Annotated in this window: 19 protein-coding genes and 1 pseudogene; 8 read left to right on the forward strand and 12 right to left on the reverse strand. The window is 52.0% G+C overall.

The genetic code is table 11. The features are described 5' to 3' along the window. Nucleotides 1–369 precede the first annotated feature (369 nt). The gene (ompC, locus tag AM379_RS20365; protein ID WP_032678256.1) at nt 370–1,479 is read left to right on the forward strand and encodes a porin OmpC; all 1,110 of its coding nucleotides are present in this window, start codon (nt 370–372) and stop codon (nt 1,477–1,479) included. A gap of 408 nt (nt 1,480–1,887) precedes the next feature. Here the strand turns inward: ompC and AM379_RS24425 are convergent, their stop codons facing one another. From AM379_RS24425 to AM379_RS20385, 5 genes are all read right to left on the reverse strand, one after another. Further along, nucleotides 1,888–1,965, reverse strand: coding sequence for a hypothetical protein (locus AM379_RS24425; RefSeq protein ID WP_223263916.1), 78 nt, complete (start codon nt 1,963–1,965; stop codon nt 1,888–1,890). A 69-nt stretch (nt 1,966–2,034) separates the two neighbouring features. Beyond that, a complete protein-coding gene (locus AM379_RS20370; RefSeq protein ID WP_020884007.1) occupies nt 2,035–2,448 on the reverse strand; it encodes a GFA family protein in 414 nt (137 codons plus the stop codon). A gap of 3 nt (nt 2,449–2,451) precedes the next feature. Further along, nucleotides 2,452–2,649, reverse strand: a complete 198-nt coding sequence (locus tag AM379_RS20375; RefSeq protein ID WP_014170281.1) for a hypothetical protein — start codon at nt 2,647–2,649, stop codon at nt 2,452–2,454. 134 nt (nt 2,650–2,783) lie between these two features. Then, a complete protein-coding gene (locus AM379_RS20380; RefSeq protein ID WP_020884006.1) occupies nt 2,784–3,233 on the reverse strand; it encodes a hypothetical protein in 450 nt (149 codons plus the stop codon). Between the two features lie 144 nt (nt 3,234–3,377). Beyond that, the gene (locus AM379_RS20385; protein ID WP_106504163.1) at nt 3,378–3,722 is read right to left on the reverse strand and encodes a DUF1294 domain-containing protein; all 345 of its coding nucleotides are present in this window, start codon (nt 3,720–3,722) and stop codon (nt 3,378–3,380) included. A 90-nt stretch (nt 3,723–3,812) separates the two neighbouring features. Here AM379_RS20385 and AM379_RS20390 point away from each other — a divergent pair. Together AM379_RS20390 and ttcA are read left to right on the forward strand one after the other, a co-directional pair. Continuing rightward, nucleotides 3,813–3,929 (forward strand): annotated as a pseudogene (locus AM379_RS20390) (site-specific integrase); the annotation flags it as partial. Between the two features lie 141 nt (nt 3,930–4,070). Beyond that, a complete protein-coding gene (ttcA, locus tag AM379_RS20395; protein WP_032678259.1) occupies nt 4,071–5,006 on the forward strand; it encodes a tRNA 2-thiocytidine(32) synthetase TtcA in 936 nt (311 codons plus the stop codon). A 58-nt stretch (nt 5,007–5,064) separates the two neighbouring features. On the opposite strand, the gene dbpA is transcribed toward ttcA, so the two are convergent. The 4 genes from dbpA to AM379_RS20415 form a co-directional block, all read right to left on the reverse strand. After that, the gene (gene dbpA / locus AM379_RS20400) at nt 5,065–6,438 is read right to left on the reverse strand and encodes an ATP-dependent RNA helicase DbpA (protein WP_014170312.1); all 1,374 of its coding nucleotides are present in this window, start codon (nt 6,436–6,438) and stop codon (nt 5,065–5,067) included. A gap of 27 nt (nt 6,439–6,465) precedes the next feature. Further along, nucleotides 6,466–6,648 (reverse strand): proline-rich small protein YnaL, encoded by a 183-nt coding sequence (ynaL, locus tag AM379_RS24655; RefSeq protein ID WP_106504164.1) that lies wholly within the window; start codon nt 6,646–6,648, stop codon nt 6,466–6,468. 274 nt (nt 6,649–6,922) lie between these two features. Then, nucleotides 6,923–7,906, reverse strand: a complete 984-nt coding sequence (gene zntB, locus AM379_RS20410; RefSeq protein ID WP_047356423.1) for a zinc transporter ZntB — start codon at nt 7,904–7,906, stop codon at nt 6,923–6,925. A 200-nt stretch (nt 7,907–8,106) separates the two neighbouring features. Continuing rightward, entirely contained in the window at nt 8,107–9,258 is a 1,152-nt protein-coding gene (locus AM379_RS20415; protein WP_106504165.1) for a methyl-accepting chemotaxis protein, read from the reverse strand. Nucleotides 9,259–9,715: 457 nt separating this feature from the next. Here AM379_RS20415 and AM379_RS20420 point away from each other — a divergent pair, with 457 nt between their 5' ends. The 4 genes from AM379_RS20420 (at nt 9,716) to AM379_RS20430 (ending at nt 14,165) form a co-directional block, all read left to right on the forward strand. Continuing rightward, entirely contained in the window at nt 9,716–11,845 is a 2,130-nt protein-coding gene (locus AM379_RS20420) for a putative bifunctional diguanylate cyclase/phosphodiesterase (RefSeq protein ID WP_106504166.1), read from the forward strand. A gap of 92 nt (nt 11,846–11,937) precedes the next feature. Next, nucleotides 11,938–13,170 carry a sensor domain-containing diguanylate cyclase gene (locus tag AM379_RS20425; RefSeq protein WP_014170316.1) on the forward strand — a complete coding sequence of 411 codons (1,233 nt, stop codon included), beginning with the start codon at nt 11,938–11,940 and terminating at the stop codon, nt 13,168–13,170. A gap of 73 nt (nt 13,171–13,243) precedes the next feature. Then, entirely contained in the window at nt 13,244–13,384 is a 141-nt protein-coding gene (locus AM379_RS24130) for an Ecr family regulatory small membrane protein (RefSeq protein WP_020882478.1), read from the forward strand. 217 nt (nt 13,385–13,601) lie between these two features. Next, nucleotides 13,602–14,165: a DJ-1/PfpI family protein gene (locus AM379_RS20430; RefSeq protein ID WP_025204027.1), complete on the forward strand. Its 564-nt coding sequence runs from the start codon at nt 13,602–13,604 to the stop codon at nt 14,163–14,165. A gap of 69 nt (nt 14,166–14,234) precedes the next feature. On the opposite strand, the gene AM379_RS20435 is transcribed toward AM379_RS20430, so the two are convergent. Together AM379_RS20435 and AM379_RS20440 are read right to left on the reverse strand one after the other, a co-directional pair. Further along, on the reverse strand, nt 14,235–14,939 hold the full coding sequence (locus tag AM379_RS20435; protein ID WP_236900305.1) for a hypothetical protein: 705 nt from the start codon (nt 14,937–14,939) through the stop codon (nt 14,235–14,237). 169 nt (nt 14,940–15,108) lie between these two features. Next, nucleotides 15,109–16,725, reverse strand: coding sequence for a peptide ABC transporter substrate-binding protein (locus AM379_RS20440; protein WP_106504167.1), 1,617 nt, complete (start codon nt 16,723–16,725; stop codon nt 15,109–15,111). 185 nt (nt 16,726–16,910) lie between these two features. Here AM379_RS20440 and mpaA point away from each other — a divergent pair, with 185 nt between their 5' ends. Then, nucleotides 16,911–17,624, forward strand: a complete 714-nt coding sequence (mpaA, locus tag AM379_RS20445; protein WP_020882474.1) for a murein tripeptide amidase MpaA — start codon at nt 16,911–16,913, stop codon at nt 17,622–17,624. On the opposite strand, the gene ycjG is transcribed toward mpaA, so the two are convergent. After that, a complete protein-coding gene (gene ycjG, locus AM379_RS20450; RefSeq protein WP_032678269.1) occupies nt 17,615–18,580 on the reverse strand; it encodes an L-Ala-D/L-Glu epimerase in 966 nt (321 codons plus the stop codon). The two genes, mpaA and ycjG, sit on opposite strands and share 10 nt — an antisense overlap. Nucleotides 18,581–18,681 lie beyond the last annotated feature (101 nt).

Below are 18,681 nucleotides of genomic sequence, written 5' to 3' on the forward strand. Positions count from 1 at the left end.
GGGCATTTTTTTGCCATAAAAAAAGCCCGATGTATTCACACCGGGCGAGTCCAGATAATTAATGAATATCACGTTAATTCACTAAATGACATTCACATAAATTATGGATGAAAAATCTTAAAGGCATATAACGCCGCTGAGATTATCCGATTTAATGGGCAATTAATAATTTTTATTTAACATGATTAGCTTTAAATCATTCATAAAACCAATGACTATTTCCGCCGCATAATCCGGTTAAGAATTAACTTAACTCGTAACAATTATATTTTATTATTCTTGGTCAGGAGTGATTTAGCATGAGACAGCTTTCTCGTGCGGAAAGTTCAATACGTAATTAAATAAAAACAACTGCAAAGGAATTCCAAAATGCAAAGAAAAGTACTGGCCCTGATGATTCCAGCGCTGTTAATGGCTGGCGCTGCGCATGCTGCAGAAATTTATAATAAAGACGGCAATAAATTAGATCTGTACGGAAAAGTAGATGGTCTGCATTACTTCTCCGACGATGCCTCTAAAGATGGCGATCAAACTTATATGCGTCTGGGCTTCAAGGGTGAAACCCAGATCAACAACATGATGACCGGTTACGCCCAGTGGGAATACAACATCCAGGCCAATAACACTGAAGGGTCCGATAACCAGTCATGGACGCGTCTGGCCTTCGCCGGTATTAAAGTCGGTGACTATGGCTCCTTCGATTACGGTCGTAACTACGGCGTTCTGTACGACGTGGAAGGCTGGACCGATATGTTGCCAGAATTCGGTGGTGACTCTTACACCAATGCAGACAACTTTATGACTGGCCGTGCCAACGGGGTCGCAACCTACCGTAACACTGACTTCTATGGTCTGGTACAGGGTCTGAACTTTGCCCTGCAGTATCAGGGTAAGAACGAAGATGCCAGCAACAACCAGGAAGGCACCAACAATGGTCGCGACACGCGCCATGAGAACGGTGACGGCTTCGGTATCTCCACCACCTATGACTTTGGCATGGGTATCAGCGCGGGTGCTGCCTATACCTCTTCTGACCGTACCAACGAACAGGTGATGAATACCACTGCCGGTGGCGATAAAGCGGATGCCTGGACTGCAGGCCTGAAATATGACGCCAACAATATTTATCTGGCGGCAATGTATTCTGAAACCCGCAATATGACCCCTTATGGCGATAATACGGATGCCGTGGCCAATAAAACGCAAAACGTGGAAGTGACCGCGCAATATCAGTTCGACTTCGGCCTGCGCCCGGCAATTTCTTATCTGCAGTCTAAAGGTAAAGACCTGGCCAACGGTCAGGGCGATCAGGATCTGGTTAAATATGCTGACGTAGGCGCAACCTACTACTTCAACAAAAACATGTCCACCTACGTTGATTATAAAATCAACCTGTTGGATGAGGATGACAGTTTCTACAAAAATAACGGCATTAGCACGGATGATGTCGTTGCATTAGGTCTGGTTTACCAGTTCTGATCCCAAGAGCCCGCATCGTGATGCGGGCTCGTTATTTTCGTTGCGACGCCTGAAGCCAGCCCTCCTCTTCTCTCCCATCGTATTTCCCTCTCTTCGCGCCTCTCGGCTCAGTGAATGTGTGAATCATCTCAAAAGGAAAATTTATGACGGTGTCGTTAAGGGTAAGTTTAAAGAAACCCATGTAGACTAGCCTTATAGACTTTGCTTCATTAAGGATAACTGCATTGTTTGGGCGTGTATCAGTTGCCGTACTTACCCTTCTGGCGATTATATGGATGGCGTTAATTTTTGATTTTGGTGGTGTCGTTGGGCATCTCGGCGCGCTGTTGAACCATCTGGATGGCAGTTAAGGTTTCCCCCAAACAATACGCCACCAGCAGGGCCGGTGGCGGGAAACGTATCAACGGACTATTTTTTGACCGGCTGAGGCTTTTTATCACCTGACTCAGGCGCCTCACGCGGATCGTCTTTCTCAACATACAGCATATTTCTCCCCTGTTTCGGATACCCACTCCCCACTATAGGCCGCATTGTTAAAATCTGGCCAGGCGGCAGTTACGCTTCTTTTTGACGAAAAGAGAGGTAGCCGAAAACCCCGCTGTCGCCATCCGCGGGATGATTAACGCCGTCCATCACCGCCACTTCGGCAAAATCAAAGGGGGTCACATTTTCAAAACAGGCCACATTCACGCCGTATTCGTTGGGATTTGAACGCCGCTGATGGAAGGTATAAATCCCGCAGACCGAGCAGAAGAAATGGCGGGCTGTTCCTGTGTTAAAACGATATTCCGTGAGCTTATCCGCCCCTTTTGTTACGGTAATGCCTGACAGCGGTGCCGAGACCACCACGGCGCCCCGCATCCGGCAAAAAGAGCAGCTGCAGCGCCGGGCGGTATTTAATCCGTCTGAGAGTTCAACGGTAAACGCCACCGCGCCACAATGGCACTGTGCATGACGAATATCAGCCATCGGTTACACCCCCTTTCTCACGAGCTCGGCAGCCTTAACGAAAACCTCATCTTCAACGCCATCGCCTTTCTGTCTGCCGAGTCTGACCAGTTCACTCACAATACTGTCGCGATGGATGGGTTGCTGTGCTGAAACAAGACCGATAACGGCGGCACCAATTGCCAGTCCCACTAATCCCGTTTGTTCATCTTTGTTCTTCATGTTTGTGCTCCCTTGTACAACACAAAAAGCGTAGCAGGATTGTGGTAAAACGTGGCGTTGTCACGGATGCTATTTATGCTGTGATACAGGGCGTAACCCCTCCGCTAACAGACGATGAGGTCGAGGTGTACGTGTCAGAATCGCGGCGCGAGGCCGTATTTGGGCGCATTAATGTTCGCGGCCCAGACCTTGATGTCGTTTTGAAGAAGTAAGGTAAAATCCGATTTCAGATGGTTAACCATGCCGTTAACGCTCTGTGCATCTTTCACTGAAAAATGCTCTATCCGGTTCTGCCCGACCTGAACACAATAATACGTGGCCGGAAGCACTTTGCCATTCACGTTAAGTTCTTGCCGGGTCCCGCCACAGCGCCCTTCGGTGATATAGGAGACCAGCAAATTTGCTGATTTCCGCTCAGGCTGAGAGATGCTCAACATGACCGGGAAACCGTCTGAGGTCTGGGTCATATCGTAAAGAACAGCATTTTTTATATACCAGGTATTATATTCCCGCTCCTGAAAAGCTGACCTCGAAGGCGCAGAAACGACCACCAGCATTGCCAGTGTAATAGTTTGAATTTTCATGAGATGTTGTCATCCGTGTCGTTGCACACATTATTCAGATCGTGCAAAAAACAGCAACACCTTAAGAATATTCCTACTACTATTGGCAGTCGTTTTGAGTTATCTACCGTGGTCAGCGCGTTATTGCATTCCGTTTGTACACGCTCAGTACGTTAAAACAGGAAAGAGTTGGTACACCGCCACCATCGCTGAAATACTGACGATGACACTGACAATGAAGTAGGTTTTGAAGGGCTGCTTTTGCGTTTTATGGCGAAACAGTTGCTGACCTATAATCGCCCCGGACCATCCGCCGATAAGGCCAAATACCAGCAGTGTGGCTTCCGGCACTCTGCGCATGGCCCTTCGCGCCGCCATTTTGTCGGCGCCATACATCGCTAACGTCAGTACGTTGATAAGCAGGAGCCACAGGATAAACGGATGCGAGGTGAATAGACTTCCGATTGCGGCGATCAACAGAAGCAAATAACAAAAGCGATTGAGGGTCATAGCACAAGCCACTGGAATGTTCAGAGTATGTCGAAGCCGCATTATACGCGATACCACAAAGCAAGGTTGCTGCCGTCCACAATTCAAAATCCTGTAAAACGTGCTGGCATTCGGCGCAACAATCCGTACCATACACGGCACACTTTCGCATGCTGGTGGTTAACCGCAGGCGCTGACCCGTCTTTTATTGCCAGTCAGATGGGGCACTAAAATGCGCAGAGGGTGTTTGAAATCTAAGCTTCATAGAGTGAAGAGATGAACAGCAAAGAGAGGGCAATGCGGAAAGAAGCTGCCCCTGTAAACCGTTTGCCCCACTGGTGCCCCATTTGAAATTTGAGTACAGATTAAATGCAACAAAATCAAGATATTAATAAGAAAGAGCAATACAACCTGAATAAACTGCAAAAGCGTCTGCGACGTAACGTTGGTGAAGCCATTGCAGACTTCAATATGATTGAAGAAGGCGACCGCATTATGGTCTGCCTGTCAGGTGGTAAAGACAGTTACACCATGCTGGAGATCCTGCGTAATCTTCAGCAAAGCGCGCCGGTGAAGTTTTCCCTGGTGGCGGTTAACCTCGATCAAAAGCAGCCTGGTTTCCCGGAACACATTCTGCCGGAATACCTCGAAAAACTGGGCGTTGAGTACAAAATCGTAGAAGAAAATACCTACGGGATTGTGAAAGAGAAGATCCCGGAAGGCAAAACCACCTGCTCACTCTGCTCTCGTCTTCGCCGCGGCATCCTGTACCGTACCGCGACAGAACTGGGTGCAACCAAAATCGCACTCGGCCATCACCGCGACGATATCCTGCAGACGCTGTTCCTGAATATGTTCTATGGCGGCAAGATGAAAGGCATGCCGCCAAAACTGATGAGCGATGACGGCAAACACATTGTGATCCGCCCGCTTGCCTACTGCCGCGAGAAAGATATCGAACGGTTCTCTCAGGCCAAAGGGTTCCCGATCATTCCATGTAACCTGTGCGGCTCTCAGCCGAACCTGCAGCGTCAGGTGATTGGTGACATGCTGCGTGACTGGGACAAACGCTACCCGGGCCGTATCGAAACCATGTTCAGCGCGATGCAGAACGTGGTGCCTTCTCACCTCGCGGACGTTGAGCTTTTCGATTTCAAAGGTATCAACCATGAGTCGGAAGTGGTGAATGGCGGCGATCTGGCGTTTGACCGGGAAGAGATCCCCGTGAAACCTGCTGGCTGGCAGCCAGAAGAAGATGACAATCAGTTTGAAGAACTGCGCCTGAATGTCGTGGAAGTAAAATAGTGAAATAGTGAAATAACGCAAACGCGTCTCAGACCACCGTCTGAGACGCGTTTAAACTTTATTTCAGCAGACGAACGCGACAGGTTTTACCCTTGATTTTCCCGTTCTGCAGCTGTTTCCAGGCCTTATGGGCAACCGACTGGCGAACAGCAACATAAACATGTGCAGGATGTACCGCAATCTTGCCGATATCCGCCCCATCCAGCCCCACGTCTCCGGTCAGCGCACCGAGCACATCACCCGGACGCATCTTGGCTTTTTTACCGCCATCAATACACAGCGTTGCCATTTCTGCTTCCAGCGGAACGAGACTGACGTTGCCCGGTGCATTCACCCAGTTAAGCTTAATCTGCAGCATTTCAGACAGAATATTGGCGCGCTGCGCCTCTTCCGGTGCGCAGAAGCTGATGGCCAGACCGCTGTTTCCGGCACGCGCAGTACGGCCGATACGGTGAACGTGTACTTCAGGATCCCATGCCAGCTCGTAGTTCACGACCAGCTCAAGCGATTTAATATCCAGACCGCGCGCCGCCACGTCGGTGGCAACCAGAACGCGGGCGCTGCCGTTGGCGAAACGGACCAGCGTCTGATCGCGATCGCGCTGTTCCAGATCGCCATGCAACGATAACGCGCTCTGCCCTGCGGCGTTCAGGGCGTCACAGACCGCCTGACAATCTTTTTTGGTGTTACAGAACACCACGCAGGAAGCGGGCTGATGCTGACTGAGCACCTTCTGCAGGAGCGCGATTTTTCCGTGCTGGGACGTTTCATAAAACTGCTGCTCGATAGCAGGCAGCGCATCAACACTGTCAATTTCGATGGTGAGCGGATTTTTCTGCACGCGGCCACTGATTGCGGCGATCGCTTCAGGCCAGGTCGCCGAAAATAACAGCGTCTGACGGTCTGCAGGCGCGAAACGGATCACTTCATCGATAGCATCGCTGAAGCCCATATCCAGCATCCGGTCTGCCTCATCCATGACCAGCGTGTGTAATGCATCCAGCGAGACCGTACCTTTTTGCAGGTGATCGAGCAGTCGGCCAGGCGTCGCCACAATGATGTGTGGTGGATGCTGAAGCGAATCACGCTGTGCGCCAAACGGTTGTCCGCCACAGAGGGTTAAAATCTTGGTATTAGGCAGGAATCGCGCCAGACGACGCAGCTCGCCCGCGACCTGGTCCGCCAGTTCGCGGGTTGGGCACAGCACCAGAGACTGCGTCTGAAACAGCGCAGCATCAATATGCTGTAGCAGACCCAGACCGAAAGCCGCCGTTTTTCCGCTCCCTGTTTTAGCCTGAACGCGTACATCACGCCCCTCAAGAATGGCGGGCAATGCGGCCGCCTGAACAGGCGTCATGGTGAGGTATCCCAACTCGTTGAGGTTATCGAGTTGGGCGGCGGGCAGTACATTCAGGGTTGAAAAAGCGGTCACAATAGTCTCTCGTGGTCATCTTTGCGGTCAGATGGCGCGTATCCTCGCAGATCTCGGGGTTCGATGCGACAATTTAATCGGTTCTTCATCGGGCGGCGGGTCAGGCATCGGTTGCGGACGCGGAACAGGATCGGGCATCGGTGTCGGATCGGTGGGGATCGGTTCGGACTGACGTGAATACTGCAGTTGCAGAGCGAGTAAGATGCTCATCATTCCCTCCAGGTTTTACTGACGTCCCTTTTAGGGTAGACGCTGGGGAACAGGAGGCAAAAAAAAGCCGACTAGTTAAGTCGGCGTCGTACGAATCAATTGTGCTATGCAGTAATTCAAAAAAGGAAGTAAGACAATATGGAGCGCAACGCCCATCGCTTGACGTTGCATTCACCTGCGGGAGTAATATTGCACCTTACGCGGTCATTGTTTATTGACTTCGCTCAATTAAAAGAGCGTTTTGATCTCCGTAAAAGCTGAAAAAAGCGTAAATTTACAGCCATTTACTACGATGCAACCACCATGCAACACCACCGATCAAAACAACTAACATGACGCAAAATGCGGTAAAGCCATAATGGGCCGCGCCGCCGGGAATTCCGCCCAGGTTCACGCCAAACAATCCCGTCAGGAATGTGCTCGGCAGGAAGACCATTGCCATCAGCGACATCGTATAGGTTCTTCTTGCCAGCGACTCCTGCATCACCTGCGCGATTTCATCCGCCATGACGCCCGTCCGGGCAATACAGGAATCGATTTCATCAAGTCCGCGGCCCAGCCTGTCGGCAATATCCTGCATTCGGCGTCGCTGATCGTCATTCATCCAGTTGAGCCTTTCGCTGGACAGACGCGCGTATACGTCCCGCTGTGGCGTCATATAGCGGCGCATAACAATTAACTGCTTACGCAGGAGCGCCAGAAAACCGCGCGGCGGGATCTGCTGATCGAGCAGGTTATCTTCGAGGTCGATGATTTTATCGTGCAGCTCTTCGATAAACTCACTCGCATGGTCAGTCAGCGCGTCGCAGACGTCCACCAGCCAGCTTCCGCAATCGGTCGGTCCGGTGCCCTCTTTCAGATCGTTCACAATGTCATCCAGCGCCAGAACTTTACGCTGACGGGTGGAGACAATCAGACCATCGTCCATATAAACACGCATCGCGACCAGCTGATCAGGACGTTCATCGGTGCTGCCGTTAATGCAACGCAAAGTGATGAGCGTGCCGTCCCCCATTCTGCTCACGCGTGGCCGCAGGCTTTCACCCGCCAGCGCATCACGCACGTTGTTCGGCAGGAGCGGCGTCGAGGCCAGCCAGTCGGCACTGTCCGGATGGGTATAGTTAAGGTGTAGCCAGCAGGGATGCTCATTATCAATGACATCGTTGTCTTCCAGCGGTCGGGCACCGCCACGACCATCCAGCACCCAGGCAAAAACTGCATCAGGAACGTTTAGTTCTGATCCTTTTATACTCTCCACCGCGCCTCCCCCTTTTCAGCTCTTTCGTTGTCAGTCTAGCTTTCATCAGGGGTTAAGCAACAACTATGTTTCGCATCGCGCTGAATTCGCTCAGGAAATAACCGTATTCCGCCAGGCGCCTTTTCAGACCGCACGGGAGGATAATTCAGCGGCGAGAAGTCCGGATAAAAGAGCCCGGTTAACCAGGCTCTTTTCGTGCATCAGAGGGAGTGACCGGGACGCGAGCGGAATGACAGCGGGCCAGCATGAGAAGGCGTGGATTCAGCCTGATACCCCTTTTCGAGCCGGAAGTTACGCGTCCGCGCCTGCAGTTCACTCACCTGATTACGCAGTACATCAGAGGACCCGTTGAGTTCTTCTGCCATCGTAACGTTACTTTGCGTGACCCGTTCCAGCTCAGATAAGGCCAGCGTAATCTGGGAAATGCCTTTCTCCTGCTCTGACGTCGAGGTGAAAATGTCATCCATCAACTGGCTGACATTGCCGGAGCCGGTCACAATTTCTTGCATATTCTTTTCAGCCTCGGACACAACGGTCACGCCCTGAGTGACGTTATTGCTGGTCACTTCAATCAGCGTTTTGATGTTTTTGGCGGCATCCGCACTGCGGTGGGCCAGGTTTCGCACCTCTTCTGCCACCACCGAAAACCCTTTTCCGTGGTCACCGGCTCTGGCCGCCTCAACGGCCGCGTTTAGCGCCAGGATATTCGTCTGGAAGGCAATGCCGTCGATCATTGAGATAATCTCCGTCATTTGCTGTGCACATTCGGTAATGGATTGCATATTGGTGGACACCTGCCCCATCAACTCGCCACCTTTGCGCGCCTGCAGTGTCGCCCTGTTTGCCTGCTCGCTGGCCAGTCGGGTGTTATCGGCATTATTTCGGGTACTTGCTGCCATCTGCTCCATGCTGGCAGCCGTTTGCACCAGCGATGCAGACTGCTGCTCTGTTTTCACCGAAAGCTGCGCGCTACGCGCGGAGAGTTGATCGGACAAGGTCATGGCGGTTTGCGACGAGGCCCTGATCTCGCGTACCAGGGTCGCGATGTTGCTGGAGAGGCTGTTAATCCCGGGGATTAAACGCCCTGCACAGTTATTGCCAAATTCAGGGATAGTCACGCCAAGATTGCCTGCAGTCACTTCTTCAATACTTTTTTTCACCGTATTGATCGGCGTCACAAGATACTTTGTCATGTAGCCCCAGAGCAAAAATAGCGCAACGAAATTAATGATATTGAGTGAAATAAAGAGAGAGGATTTGCTGGAAAATAGAACAACGACACCTGCATCAACCAGGAAAAGACATAAAAGGAACCCGGCAATGAAGGTTCTGACACTAATATTTCTTAGCATGATTATATCCACGATTTTATATTTAGGTCGGCATTAAGATTTATAGCATTCGTGTTGTTGTTTGTCCTGATGAACAACGCTGGTTTCACCTTTCGCCGTTAGCCACCTGAGATTTAACTTAAGTCAGATAAAAACAGGGTATTAGTGAAAATGTTATATGCAGCATCCTGTGATACTGGTTTCCTGCCACTTTAAGCGATACCATCGCCTGCGATGAGACAATATGGCCGCGCTCATATTTAAGGAGCTTTGCTGCAATTATTCGCCTTTGTTTAGCAATGCTTAATAGGTGCCGGAAAGAATATATTTTATATTCACCGCCAGCCTTAACGTTTTAATATGACCGGTCGTTTTGCACGATACCTAACTCATATTATTTGAATGCGCATGTACGTTGCCAGTTAAAGACGTGCCCGGCAGGCGAAATCGGTAACCCTCTTTGGCGTGGGATTGCATAATGCTCAATATATCGTGGGACCCTGTGTTAATAGCCCTCTCGTATCTGGTGGCCTTTATCGCCTCATTTGTGGCCCTGGACAGCGCCGGAAAAATCCCGCTTTCCAGCCGTAAAACGGCGATGTTCTGGCGTATCGCCGGAGGCGTCACGCTTGGGATCGGGATCTGGTCAATGCACTTCATCGGCATGCTGTCGATGCAAATGCCGATGACAATGAGCTATAACCTCTGGTTAACCCTCGCCTCACTGGGCGTGGCGGTGGTTGCATCCACGGTCGCCATCAATATTGCCGTAACGGGTAAAACCCTTTCCCTTTTTCGATTGATCGTAGCCACGGTGCTCCTGAGTGCTGGCGTGGTCTGTATGCACTTTATCGGTATGGCCGCACTGATGCTGGACAGCCATATTCTCTGGGATCGACGCATTGTTGCCGTGTCCGTGTTGATTGCCGTTATGGCCTCCGGCGCGGCGCTGTGGCTGGCATTTCGCCTGCGGGATATGCGCAAAGGGGTGTTTATCAATCGTATTCTCGCGGCCTGCGTGCTGGGTGTCGCCATCTGCGCGATGCACTACACCGGCATGCGTGCCGCCCATTTTCAGGAAATGACGCATACCCTGCCCGGCGGTATCAGCGAGTTGGGGTTATCGGTCTGGGTTTCTGTCACCACACTGTGCCTGCTCGGCGGTATGTTAATGATTTCGCTCATTGACTCGCACCGGCGGACGAACCGACTGACCGACAACCTACGCCAGCTTAATCGTCAGCTTGAACTGCAGGCGCGGTTTGATGCGCTCACCGGTCTCGCTAATCGCCACCAGATGGACATTCGGATGCAGGATTGCCTGCGCAGCGCATTGCTCAGCAAGAAGCCATTCGCCGTGATTTTCCTTAACGTCGATCATTTCAAACGCATCAACGATACCTGGGGCCACAACACCGGGGATGAGTTGTTAATCTCTCTCGCGCAGCGCATTACCGCCCGCCTTACCCGCGAGATGACCCTCGCCAGGCTTGGCGGCGACGCCTTTATCCTGCTGGTTCCCGAGTGTGACGACGATAAACTCAACGCGCTGCTCACAACATTGCTGGAGGATATGCGCCGCCCGTTTTCACTTTGTGGGCACACGCTGAGCACAACAATCAGCGCGGGGGTCAGCCTCTACCCGCAGGATGGCGAGACGCTGCATGAGCTGAAGCTAAAAGCCGATGCGGCCCTGAATCGCGTCAAAGAGGATGGACGAAACGGCTGGGCCGTCTACCGAAACGAGATGTCAACGGCCATTCCGGCCAACCCCGGCTTCCTGCAGGAGTTAACTCAGGCGCTGGAACGCGATCAGTTTGAACTGTGGTATCAGCCGACCTGGCATGCAAAAGACACCACTATTCACGGTTTTGAAGCCCTTCTGCGCTGGCGGCACCCTGAGCAAGGGGTGTTGCTGCCTAATCTGTTTTTACCGTCGCTGGAACAAACGGGGCTGATCATCCCGGTGGGGAACTGGGCGATTGAAGCGGCATGCCGTCAGCTTCATTTCTGGACAGAACAAGGTTTCAGCCAGTGGACATTGTCCTTTAACCTTTCCCCCGTCCAGTTCGAACAGCCAGATATCTTCCACATCATTTCGTCGATGTTGCATAAATATAATCTGTCGCCCTCCCGGCTTATCCTTGAGGTGACGGAAAGTACTGCACTGAAAAATCTCGACCGCAGTATTGAATTACTCAATGCGTTCAATCAAGCCGGGATTACCGTCTCGATTGATGATTTTGGCACCGGCTATTCCAACCTGTTGATGTTGAGCGTTCTGCCCGCTAAAGAGCTAAAAATCGACAAAAGCTTTGTGCACTCGATGCTGGTAAATGAAAAAAGCCGCAAGCTGGTGGAAACCATTATCAATATCGCCCGGACCATGGAAATGAATGTGGTTGCGGAAGGGATCGAGACGGAAGAACAACAGGTGGTGCTGACGGACCTCGGCTGTGATTACCTGCAGGGGTTCCTTTTCTCCCGTCCTTTACCTGCCGAACAGGTTCCTTGGCTGCTGCTGCAAAAAAACTCAGACAAACAAATTATACCCATTGGTAAAATTCACGCGGAACCCGCATATATTTCACAAAAAAATCATGCCTGACCGGGTTAAGTAGAGTATGTTTCAAAGGAGTCCACTCCCGTTAATTCTGTCATGATCCTCAGGCACATTGTGCCGATGTACAGGAATACGCTATGTCGCAAAATTGTTTTGATGCGCTGAATTTAATTAAAACCCCCGTGTGGCTCATTTCACCTGCTTCAGAACAGATCATTTTTGCAAATGTGGCCGCCGCTCAGATCATGGGCGATAAAACCCTGGATGACCTACGCAAAGGTACCTATTCCGCCAATGCGCATCACGTTCTGTCGATGTATGTGCCTGAACTGAAGAGTGAGCAGGAGATCGTCGAAATCTGGACCATCTCCCGCGATGGACATGAAACCGCGCTGAGCTGCCGTCTCTCGCTTGCCCATTTCGTGCCCCAGGGGAATGTTATTGTTTTTGAAGGGCTAACGCAGCAGGTTCTCTCCGGGCTTAAGGCCAGCCGCTCCGCGACCTACCAGCGCAAAAAACAGGGATTTTACGCGCGCTTTTTCCTGACCAACAGCGCGCCAATGCTGCTTATCGATCCGTCCCGGGATGGCCAGATTGTGGATGCCAATCTGGCGGCGCTGACTTTTTACGGTTATGCGCATGATGAAATGTGCAGAAAACATACCTGGGAAATCAATACGCTGGGGCGGGATGTGATCCCCGTGATGACGGAGATTGCCGCGTTGCCGGGCGGCCATAAGCCCCTCAACTTTATCCACCGTCTGGCCGATGGCTCCACCCGCCATGTTCAGACCTATGCCGGGCCGATTGAAATTTACGGTGACAAATTGATGTTGTGCATTATCCACGATATCACCGAGCAAAAAAGGCTGGAGCAGGAGCTGGAACACGCGGCACTGCGTGATTCCATGACGGGCCTGCTCAACCGGCGTCAGTTCTATATCATCACCGACCAGGCCAACACCCATCATCTTCCCGCGCAGCAGCAATTTAGCCTGTTGCTGGTGGATACCGATCACTTCAAAAATATCAACGACCTCTTCGGCCACCTGAAAGGTGATGAGGTGCTGATCTCACTCTCGCGCACGCTGGAAGCCTGTAGCCGCAAAGAGGACCTGGTCTTCCGCTGGGGCGGTGAGGAGTTCGTCATCCTGCTGCCGCGCACCCCGCTCGACACCGCCCTGCAAATCGCCGAAACTGTGCGCGATGCGGTCGCCCGCATCACGATCCCGGGTTTACCTCGCTTCACCGTCAGCATTGGCGTGGCGCGACATAATCCGGGCGAGAGTATGGATGAGCTGTTTAAACGTGTGGACGATGCGCTTTATCGCGCCAAAAGTGATGGGCGCAATAAAGTCCTGGCGGCATGAAACTGGTGTATCTTCGTAAGCCCCGTTACAATGCCCCTCTCGAGTAAATGGACCACAGGTGGGTAGATGTGCAATGGGAAAAACAGAAATAATACTCACCATAATTATTTTATTCGTTATTATATTTGGCTTCTGGTTTATTTTCAGCGGTGAGATCTGGTTTCTGGTGGAATACCTTGAGAACAGTATCTACCCCACCTTCGATGCGCTATGACGCATGTTTAATTCCTTGTTTCACCTACCGAATTTGTCAGGTATCAGCACCGGTAAGAGGTGCGTAAAATACGCAACGTTATCCTCCAACAAGTTGATAACGAATCATTAAATCATTTGCTTATTTCGCCCGTTCTCTGACGGGCTTTTTTTATTTCCGGCAATTCAGCTGTGCCAGGCTATATCTTAAACATCGTTAAACCTAAAGGTGAGAAATGATGAGCAAGAAAATCCTGATGTTGGTCGGCGATTACGCCGAAGATTATGAAACAATGGTGCCCTTTCAGGCTTTACAGATGATTGGCCATCAGGTGGACGCCGTCTGCCCGGACAAATCCCGTGGCGACTACATCATGACGGCGATCCATGATTTCGACGGTGCCCAGACCTACAGTGAAAAGCCGGGCCACCGTTTTATCCTCAATGCCGATTTTTCCGCCGTAAAAGAGCAGGATTATGACGCGCTGCTAATCCCGGGCGGACGAGCCCCTGAATATCTCCGGCTAAATGATGACGTGCTGAAACTGGTGCAGGCCTTCGACGCCGCGCGCAAACCGATTGCTGCGGTTTGCCACGGACCGCAACTGCTCGCTGCTGCCGGCATATTAAAAGGACGAACCTGTAGCGCCTATCCCGCCTGTGCGCCTGAAGTCCGCCTCGGCGGCGGGCACTATGCCAATATTGGTATCGATCAGGCGCACGTAGACGGTAATCTGGTCACTGCCCCCGCCTGGCCTGCGCATCCGCAATGGCTGGCGAAATTCAGTGCATTGCTAGAATAACGTTGCCCTGCTCCCGCCAGCAGCGCCTGGCGGGAGAAATCCGCTGGGAATAATGTGTCCCCCGGCGATTTAGCGATCCTGCCGCTCCCACTGCGCTTCCCGCTCACGCGCTTTTCTGCGGGCTTCCTCTTTTTCACGATACAGTGGCGGATAGTAGATGTTCCCCCAGTCCCATTTACCAAACCAGAGACTCATCAGCGTACTAAAGATGAGTATAAGTACGGTATAAAAGAGAACGGTTCCGCTTTCACCGCCGTGGCTGAACAGATCGATGACCAGCGAATGCTGCGCGTCGCTAAACCACTGCGGATGGTCATCAAGCATCATGAAAAAGAGGATCCCAAAGAGTAAATCCCCGACTTTAAATCGTTCATGAAATTTCGTGCGCCAGTTTGCATTATGTTTTTCATAATAATTAAGCAGGAACTGGTTGTTTTCCTTCAACGCTAAATCAAGTACTTCGCCTGAAGGAACTTCACCCGACCTCTTCTGATAATCACTCTGCGCGCGCAAGAAATCCGGGAAGATTCCGCTGTAGATGAACTCATTGAGTAATAGCCTGACGATATTGGCTATAAAAGGCATCAGGGTGGTGGCAATTAAACCTAAGCCGGCGAGCGCCACGCAGAAAAATCCCAGATGTTCGGTCCAGTTAAGTGTCTGAACAGGCCAGGTCAACATTCCTTGCCCGCTGTATACCAGCAGCGCCAGATCGGCGAAAAGGACAATATAGATGAAGCGGATAATCCATTGCCATTCCCAGATTTTATCCATAATCCCTAACCCTGCCGGGAAAGACGCTTTCTCTTTCTTTTCATCCGTCATCATTTACCTCCCCTTTGACTCACGGAACAAACATCCCTCGTTCAATAAAGAAAAACTGGCGCAAATGCGCCAGCTCTTAATTTAACGTTCACAACGAAGACCGGCGGTTCCCGGCTCGTCAGTGTTTCTCAATATACATCGTCCGGCTATAAGCCACGTCTTCCGGGTTATTAATGGGGTAACCTTTCACCCATGGTTTGATCAGGCGGCCGTTGGTGTACTGGTAAATAGGTGCGATTGGCGCTTTTTCCGTGAGGATTTTCTCCGCCATGTTGTAGTCTGCGTTACGGGCTTTCGCCGTGTTTTCGAGCGTCGCCTGATGGATAATTTTATCGTACGCCGGATCGTTGAAACGCGAAATATTGCCGCTGTGGGTTGAGGTCAATAACGACAGGAAGGTCGATGGCTCATTGTAATCCCCGACCCATGACGCGCGGATCACATCGAAATTACCGGTATTACGGCTATCGATGTAGGTTTTCCACTCCTGGTTTTGCAGTTTGACGTCAACGCCGAGGTTTTTCTTCCACATCGAGGCCACCGCAATCGCGATTTTCTGATGGTTTTCTGACGTGTTGTACAACAGGTTCAGCTTCAGCGGGCGCTGAGGGCCATAGCCCGCGGCCTGAAGCAGCGTTTTCGCCTGGGCATTAAGTTCCTGCTGTGACATCTGCTCAAACGGCGAGGTTTCTGGCGTAAACCCTGCCGTCACGTCTGGCGTGAAATGCCAGGCGGGCTTCTCACCGGTTCCTAACACTTTGTCCGCCATGATGCGGCGATCGATGGTCATGCTCAGGGCGAGACGTACACGGGCATCGGCCGTGGGTCCTTTTTGCGTATTAAACGCATAGTAATAGGTGCCCAGCTGAGGCGGTGTATACACCTGTCCCGGAATGTCCTTGAGCAGCTTCTGATACATGTTTTTCGGGAACGATTCGGTGATATCAATATCATCCGCCAGATAGCGTTTAGTGGCCGAGGATTCCTGGTTAATCGGTATGAACGTCACTTTTTGCAGGACGGTTTTGGCGTTATCCCAGTAGTGTGTATTTGGCACCACAACCAGTTTTTCATTCACCACGCGATCTTTCAGAACGTAGGCGCCATTTCCGACCAGAGCCCCCGGACGCGTCAACTCTTTGCCGCTCTCCACATTGGCCTTTTGCACCGGATAGAAGGCAAAGTTTGCCGTCAGATTGCTAAACCACGGCAGCGGTTTATCCAGCTGCACACGTAAGGTTTTTGCATCTACGGCCGTCACGCCCAGCGTATCTGGCGCGGCTTTACCATCAATTATCGCCTGTGCGTTATGGATACCCGCCAGCGCCGCAAACCAGGCAAACGGAGACGTGGTTTTCGGATCAACCAGACGCTGCCAGCTGTAGACAAAATCCTGAGCGGTAACTGGAGAACCGTCAGACCATTTCGCGTTATCACGTAAGGAGAAAGTCCAGATACGGTTATCGTTACTCTGCCAGCGCGTCGCCACGCCTGGGGTCAGTTCACCTTTCTCATTCTGATTAACCAGTCCTTCAAAAAGGTCGCGAATGACCTGTATCTCGGGTAATCCCACGGCTTTTGCCGGATCAAGGGAAGCCGGCTCATCTTTAATGTGTCTGACCAGCTCCTGTTTTTGCGCCAGTACCGTGCCCTGTGGCACATCAGCGGCGTACGAAAGTGAAGAGAGTCCGCACAGCAACAGTGCAGCACAGAGACGCGAAACAGGATGCTTCATAAGATCCCCTTTTATGAATTCAGGTAATAAGCAGATGCGTAATTATTTGTTTCGACAATGAGAATTGCAAATACCTTCCTCCGGAAAGTTGATATCCGGCAATTTTCCCGCCATACGGAAACTATTTGATTAACCGCGAGTTTTGCACAACACTGCCAGTAGAGACTTCTTTATCAGGATTTCCTATGGCAATCACCCGACCCAGAGCGGAACGCGGCGCCTTCCCGCCAGGTGCAGAGCAGTATGGCCGTTCATTTCTAGGCGCATCGCTGATTTGGTTTCCGGCCCCCGATGCCGATCGCAACAGCGGCTTAATCATTGCCGGCACGCACGGCGACGAGAACTCTTCTGTCGTCACGCTCTCGTGCGCGCTGCGCACGTTGACGCCCAGCTTACGACGTCATCACGTGATTCTGGCCGTCAACCCGGATGGGTGTCAGCTTGGGTTACGCGCCAATGCGCGGGGCATCGATTTAAACCGTAATTTCCCTGCAGCAAACTGGCGCGCCGGTGAAACGGTTTATCGCTGGAACAGCTCCGCCGAAGAGCGTGACGTTGTCTTGCTGACCGGCGACACGCCGGGCTCGGAGCCGGAAACACAGGCGCTGTGCCAGTTAATCCATAAGATCCACCCGGCCTGGGTTGTCACCTTTCACGATCCGCTGGCCTGCATCGAAGATCCGCGGCACACCGAGCTGGGCGAATGGCTGGCGAATGCTTTCGCCCTGCCGCTTGTCTCCAGCGTGGGCTATGAAACCCCTGGCTCATTCGGCAGCTGGTGTGCCGACCTGGGATTACCTTGCATCACCGCGGAATTCCCGCCGATATCGTCAGACGAAGCCAGCGAAAAATATTTAAAGGCCATGGTGGAGCTTCTGCGCTGGCAGCCTCAAAAATGAAGGACGCCGCTGGTAAACGTGAGTGCCGGTGAAACGTCAACCGCCAGCCATGTCGGGCCATCAAGATCGGCAAAACTGACATGATTTACCAGCGGCAGCGCCGCGTTGATCGCCCGGGATGTACACAGCATACATCCCAGCATGATTGAAAACCCCTGAGCTTGCGCCTGTTCTGCCAGCGCCAGCGCCTCTGTCAGCCCACCGGTCTTGTCGAGTTTGATATTGACCATCTCGTAACGGCCCTGCAGTTCAACCAGGCTATCGCGCGTATGGCAGCTTTCATCCGCGCAGATGGGCAGCGGGTGGATAAAATTCTTCAGCGCCGCATCATCCTGTGCCGGCAGAGGCTGTTCCAGCATGGCTACGCCCAGGTCGGCCAGCAGCTGACATCGTGCGGCAAGGCCTTCGGGATGCCATGACTCATTCGCATCCACAATTAACGTGGCTGTCGGGACTGCCGAGCGGATAGCGACCATACGCTCGCTGATCAGACGATCGTCAAGCTTCACCTTTAACAGCGTCGCCCCCGCATCAAAGAGTGCTTTTGCGCTGGCGGCCATGTGTTCAGGCTCGCCAATCACCACCGTTTGCGCCGTGACAACCGATGTCGGCAACGTGACGCCTAGCAGCGTCGTCAGCGAAGTTTGCTGTTTGGCAGCCTCCAGGCTCCAGAGTGCGCAGTCAATCGCATTACGTGCCGCGCCGGCGGGTATACGCTGCTGTAACGCCTCGCGGGTGAGCCCTTTTTCCAGATCGGGAACGAGTGTCATGATAAGTGCCATTACCGACGCCAGACTTTCGCCATAGCGCGGGTACGGCGTGCATTCGCCGACGCCCTTAATGCCGTCCTCTTCTATCTCCACCACGACCACACTGGCTTCGCTTCGACTGCCGCGGGAGATCACAAACGGGGTATGCAATGGCCAGGCTTCTTCATAGACCTTAACGCTTCTCATCACTGACTCCTTGCGGCCCGGAAAGGCGAAAAAATTGGTTTGCCGTGTTATCCGCTGATGGCATACACTAGCCCCGACGTTAACTATATGTAAACAGGAAG

It is taken from the genome of Enterobacter cloacae complex sp. FDA-CDC-AR_0132, from assembly GCF_003010695.1.
GTDB classification, from domain to species: Bacteria; Pseudomonadota; Gammaproteobacteria; order Enterobacterales; family Enterobacteriaceae; genus Enterobacter; species Enterobacter ludwigii.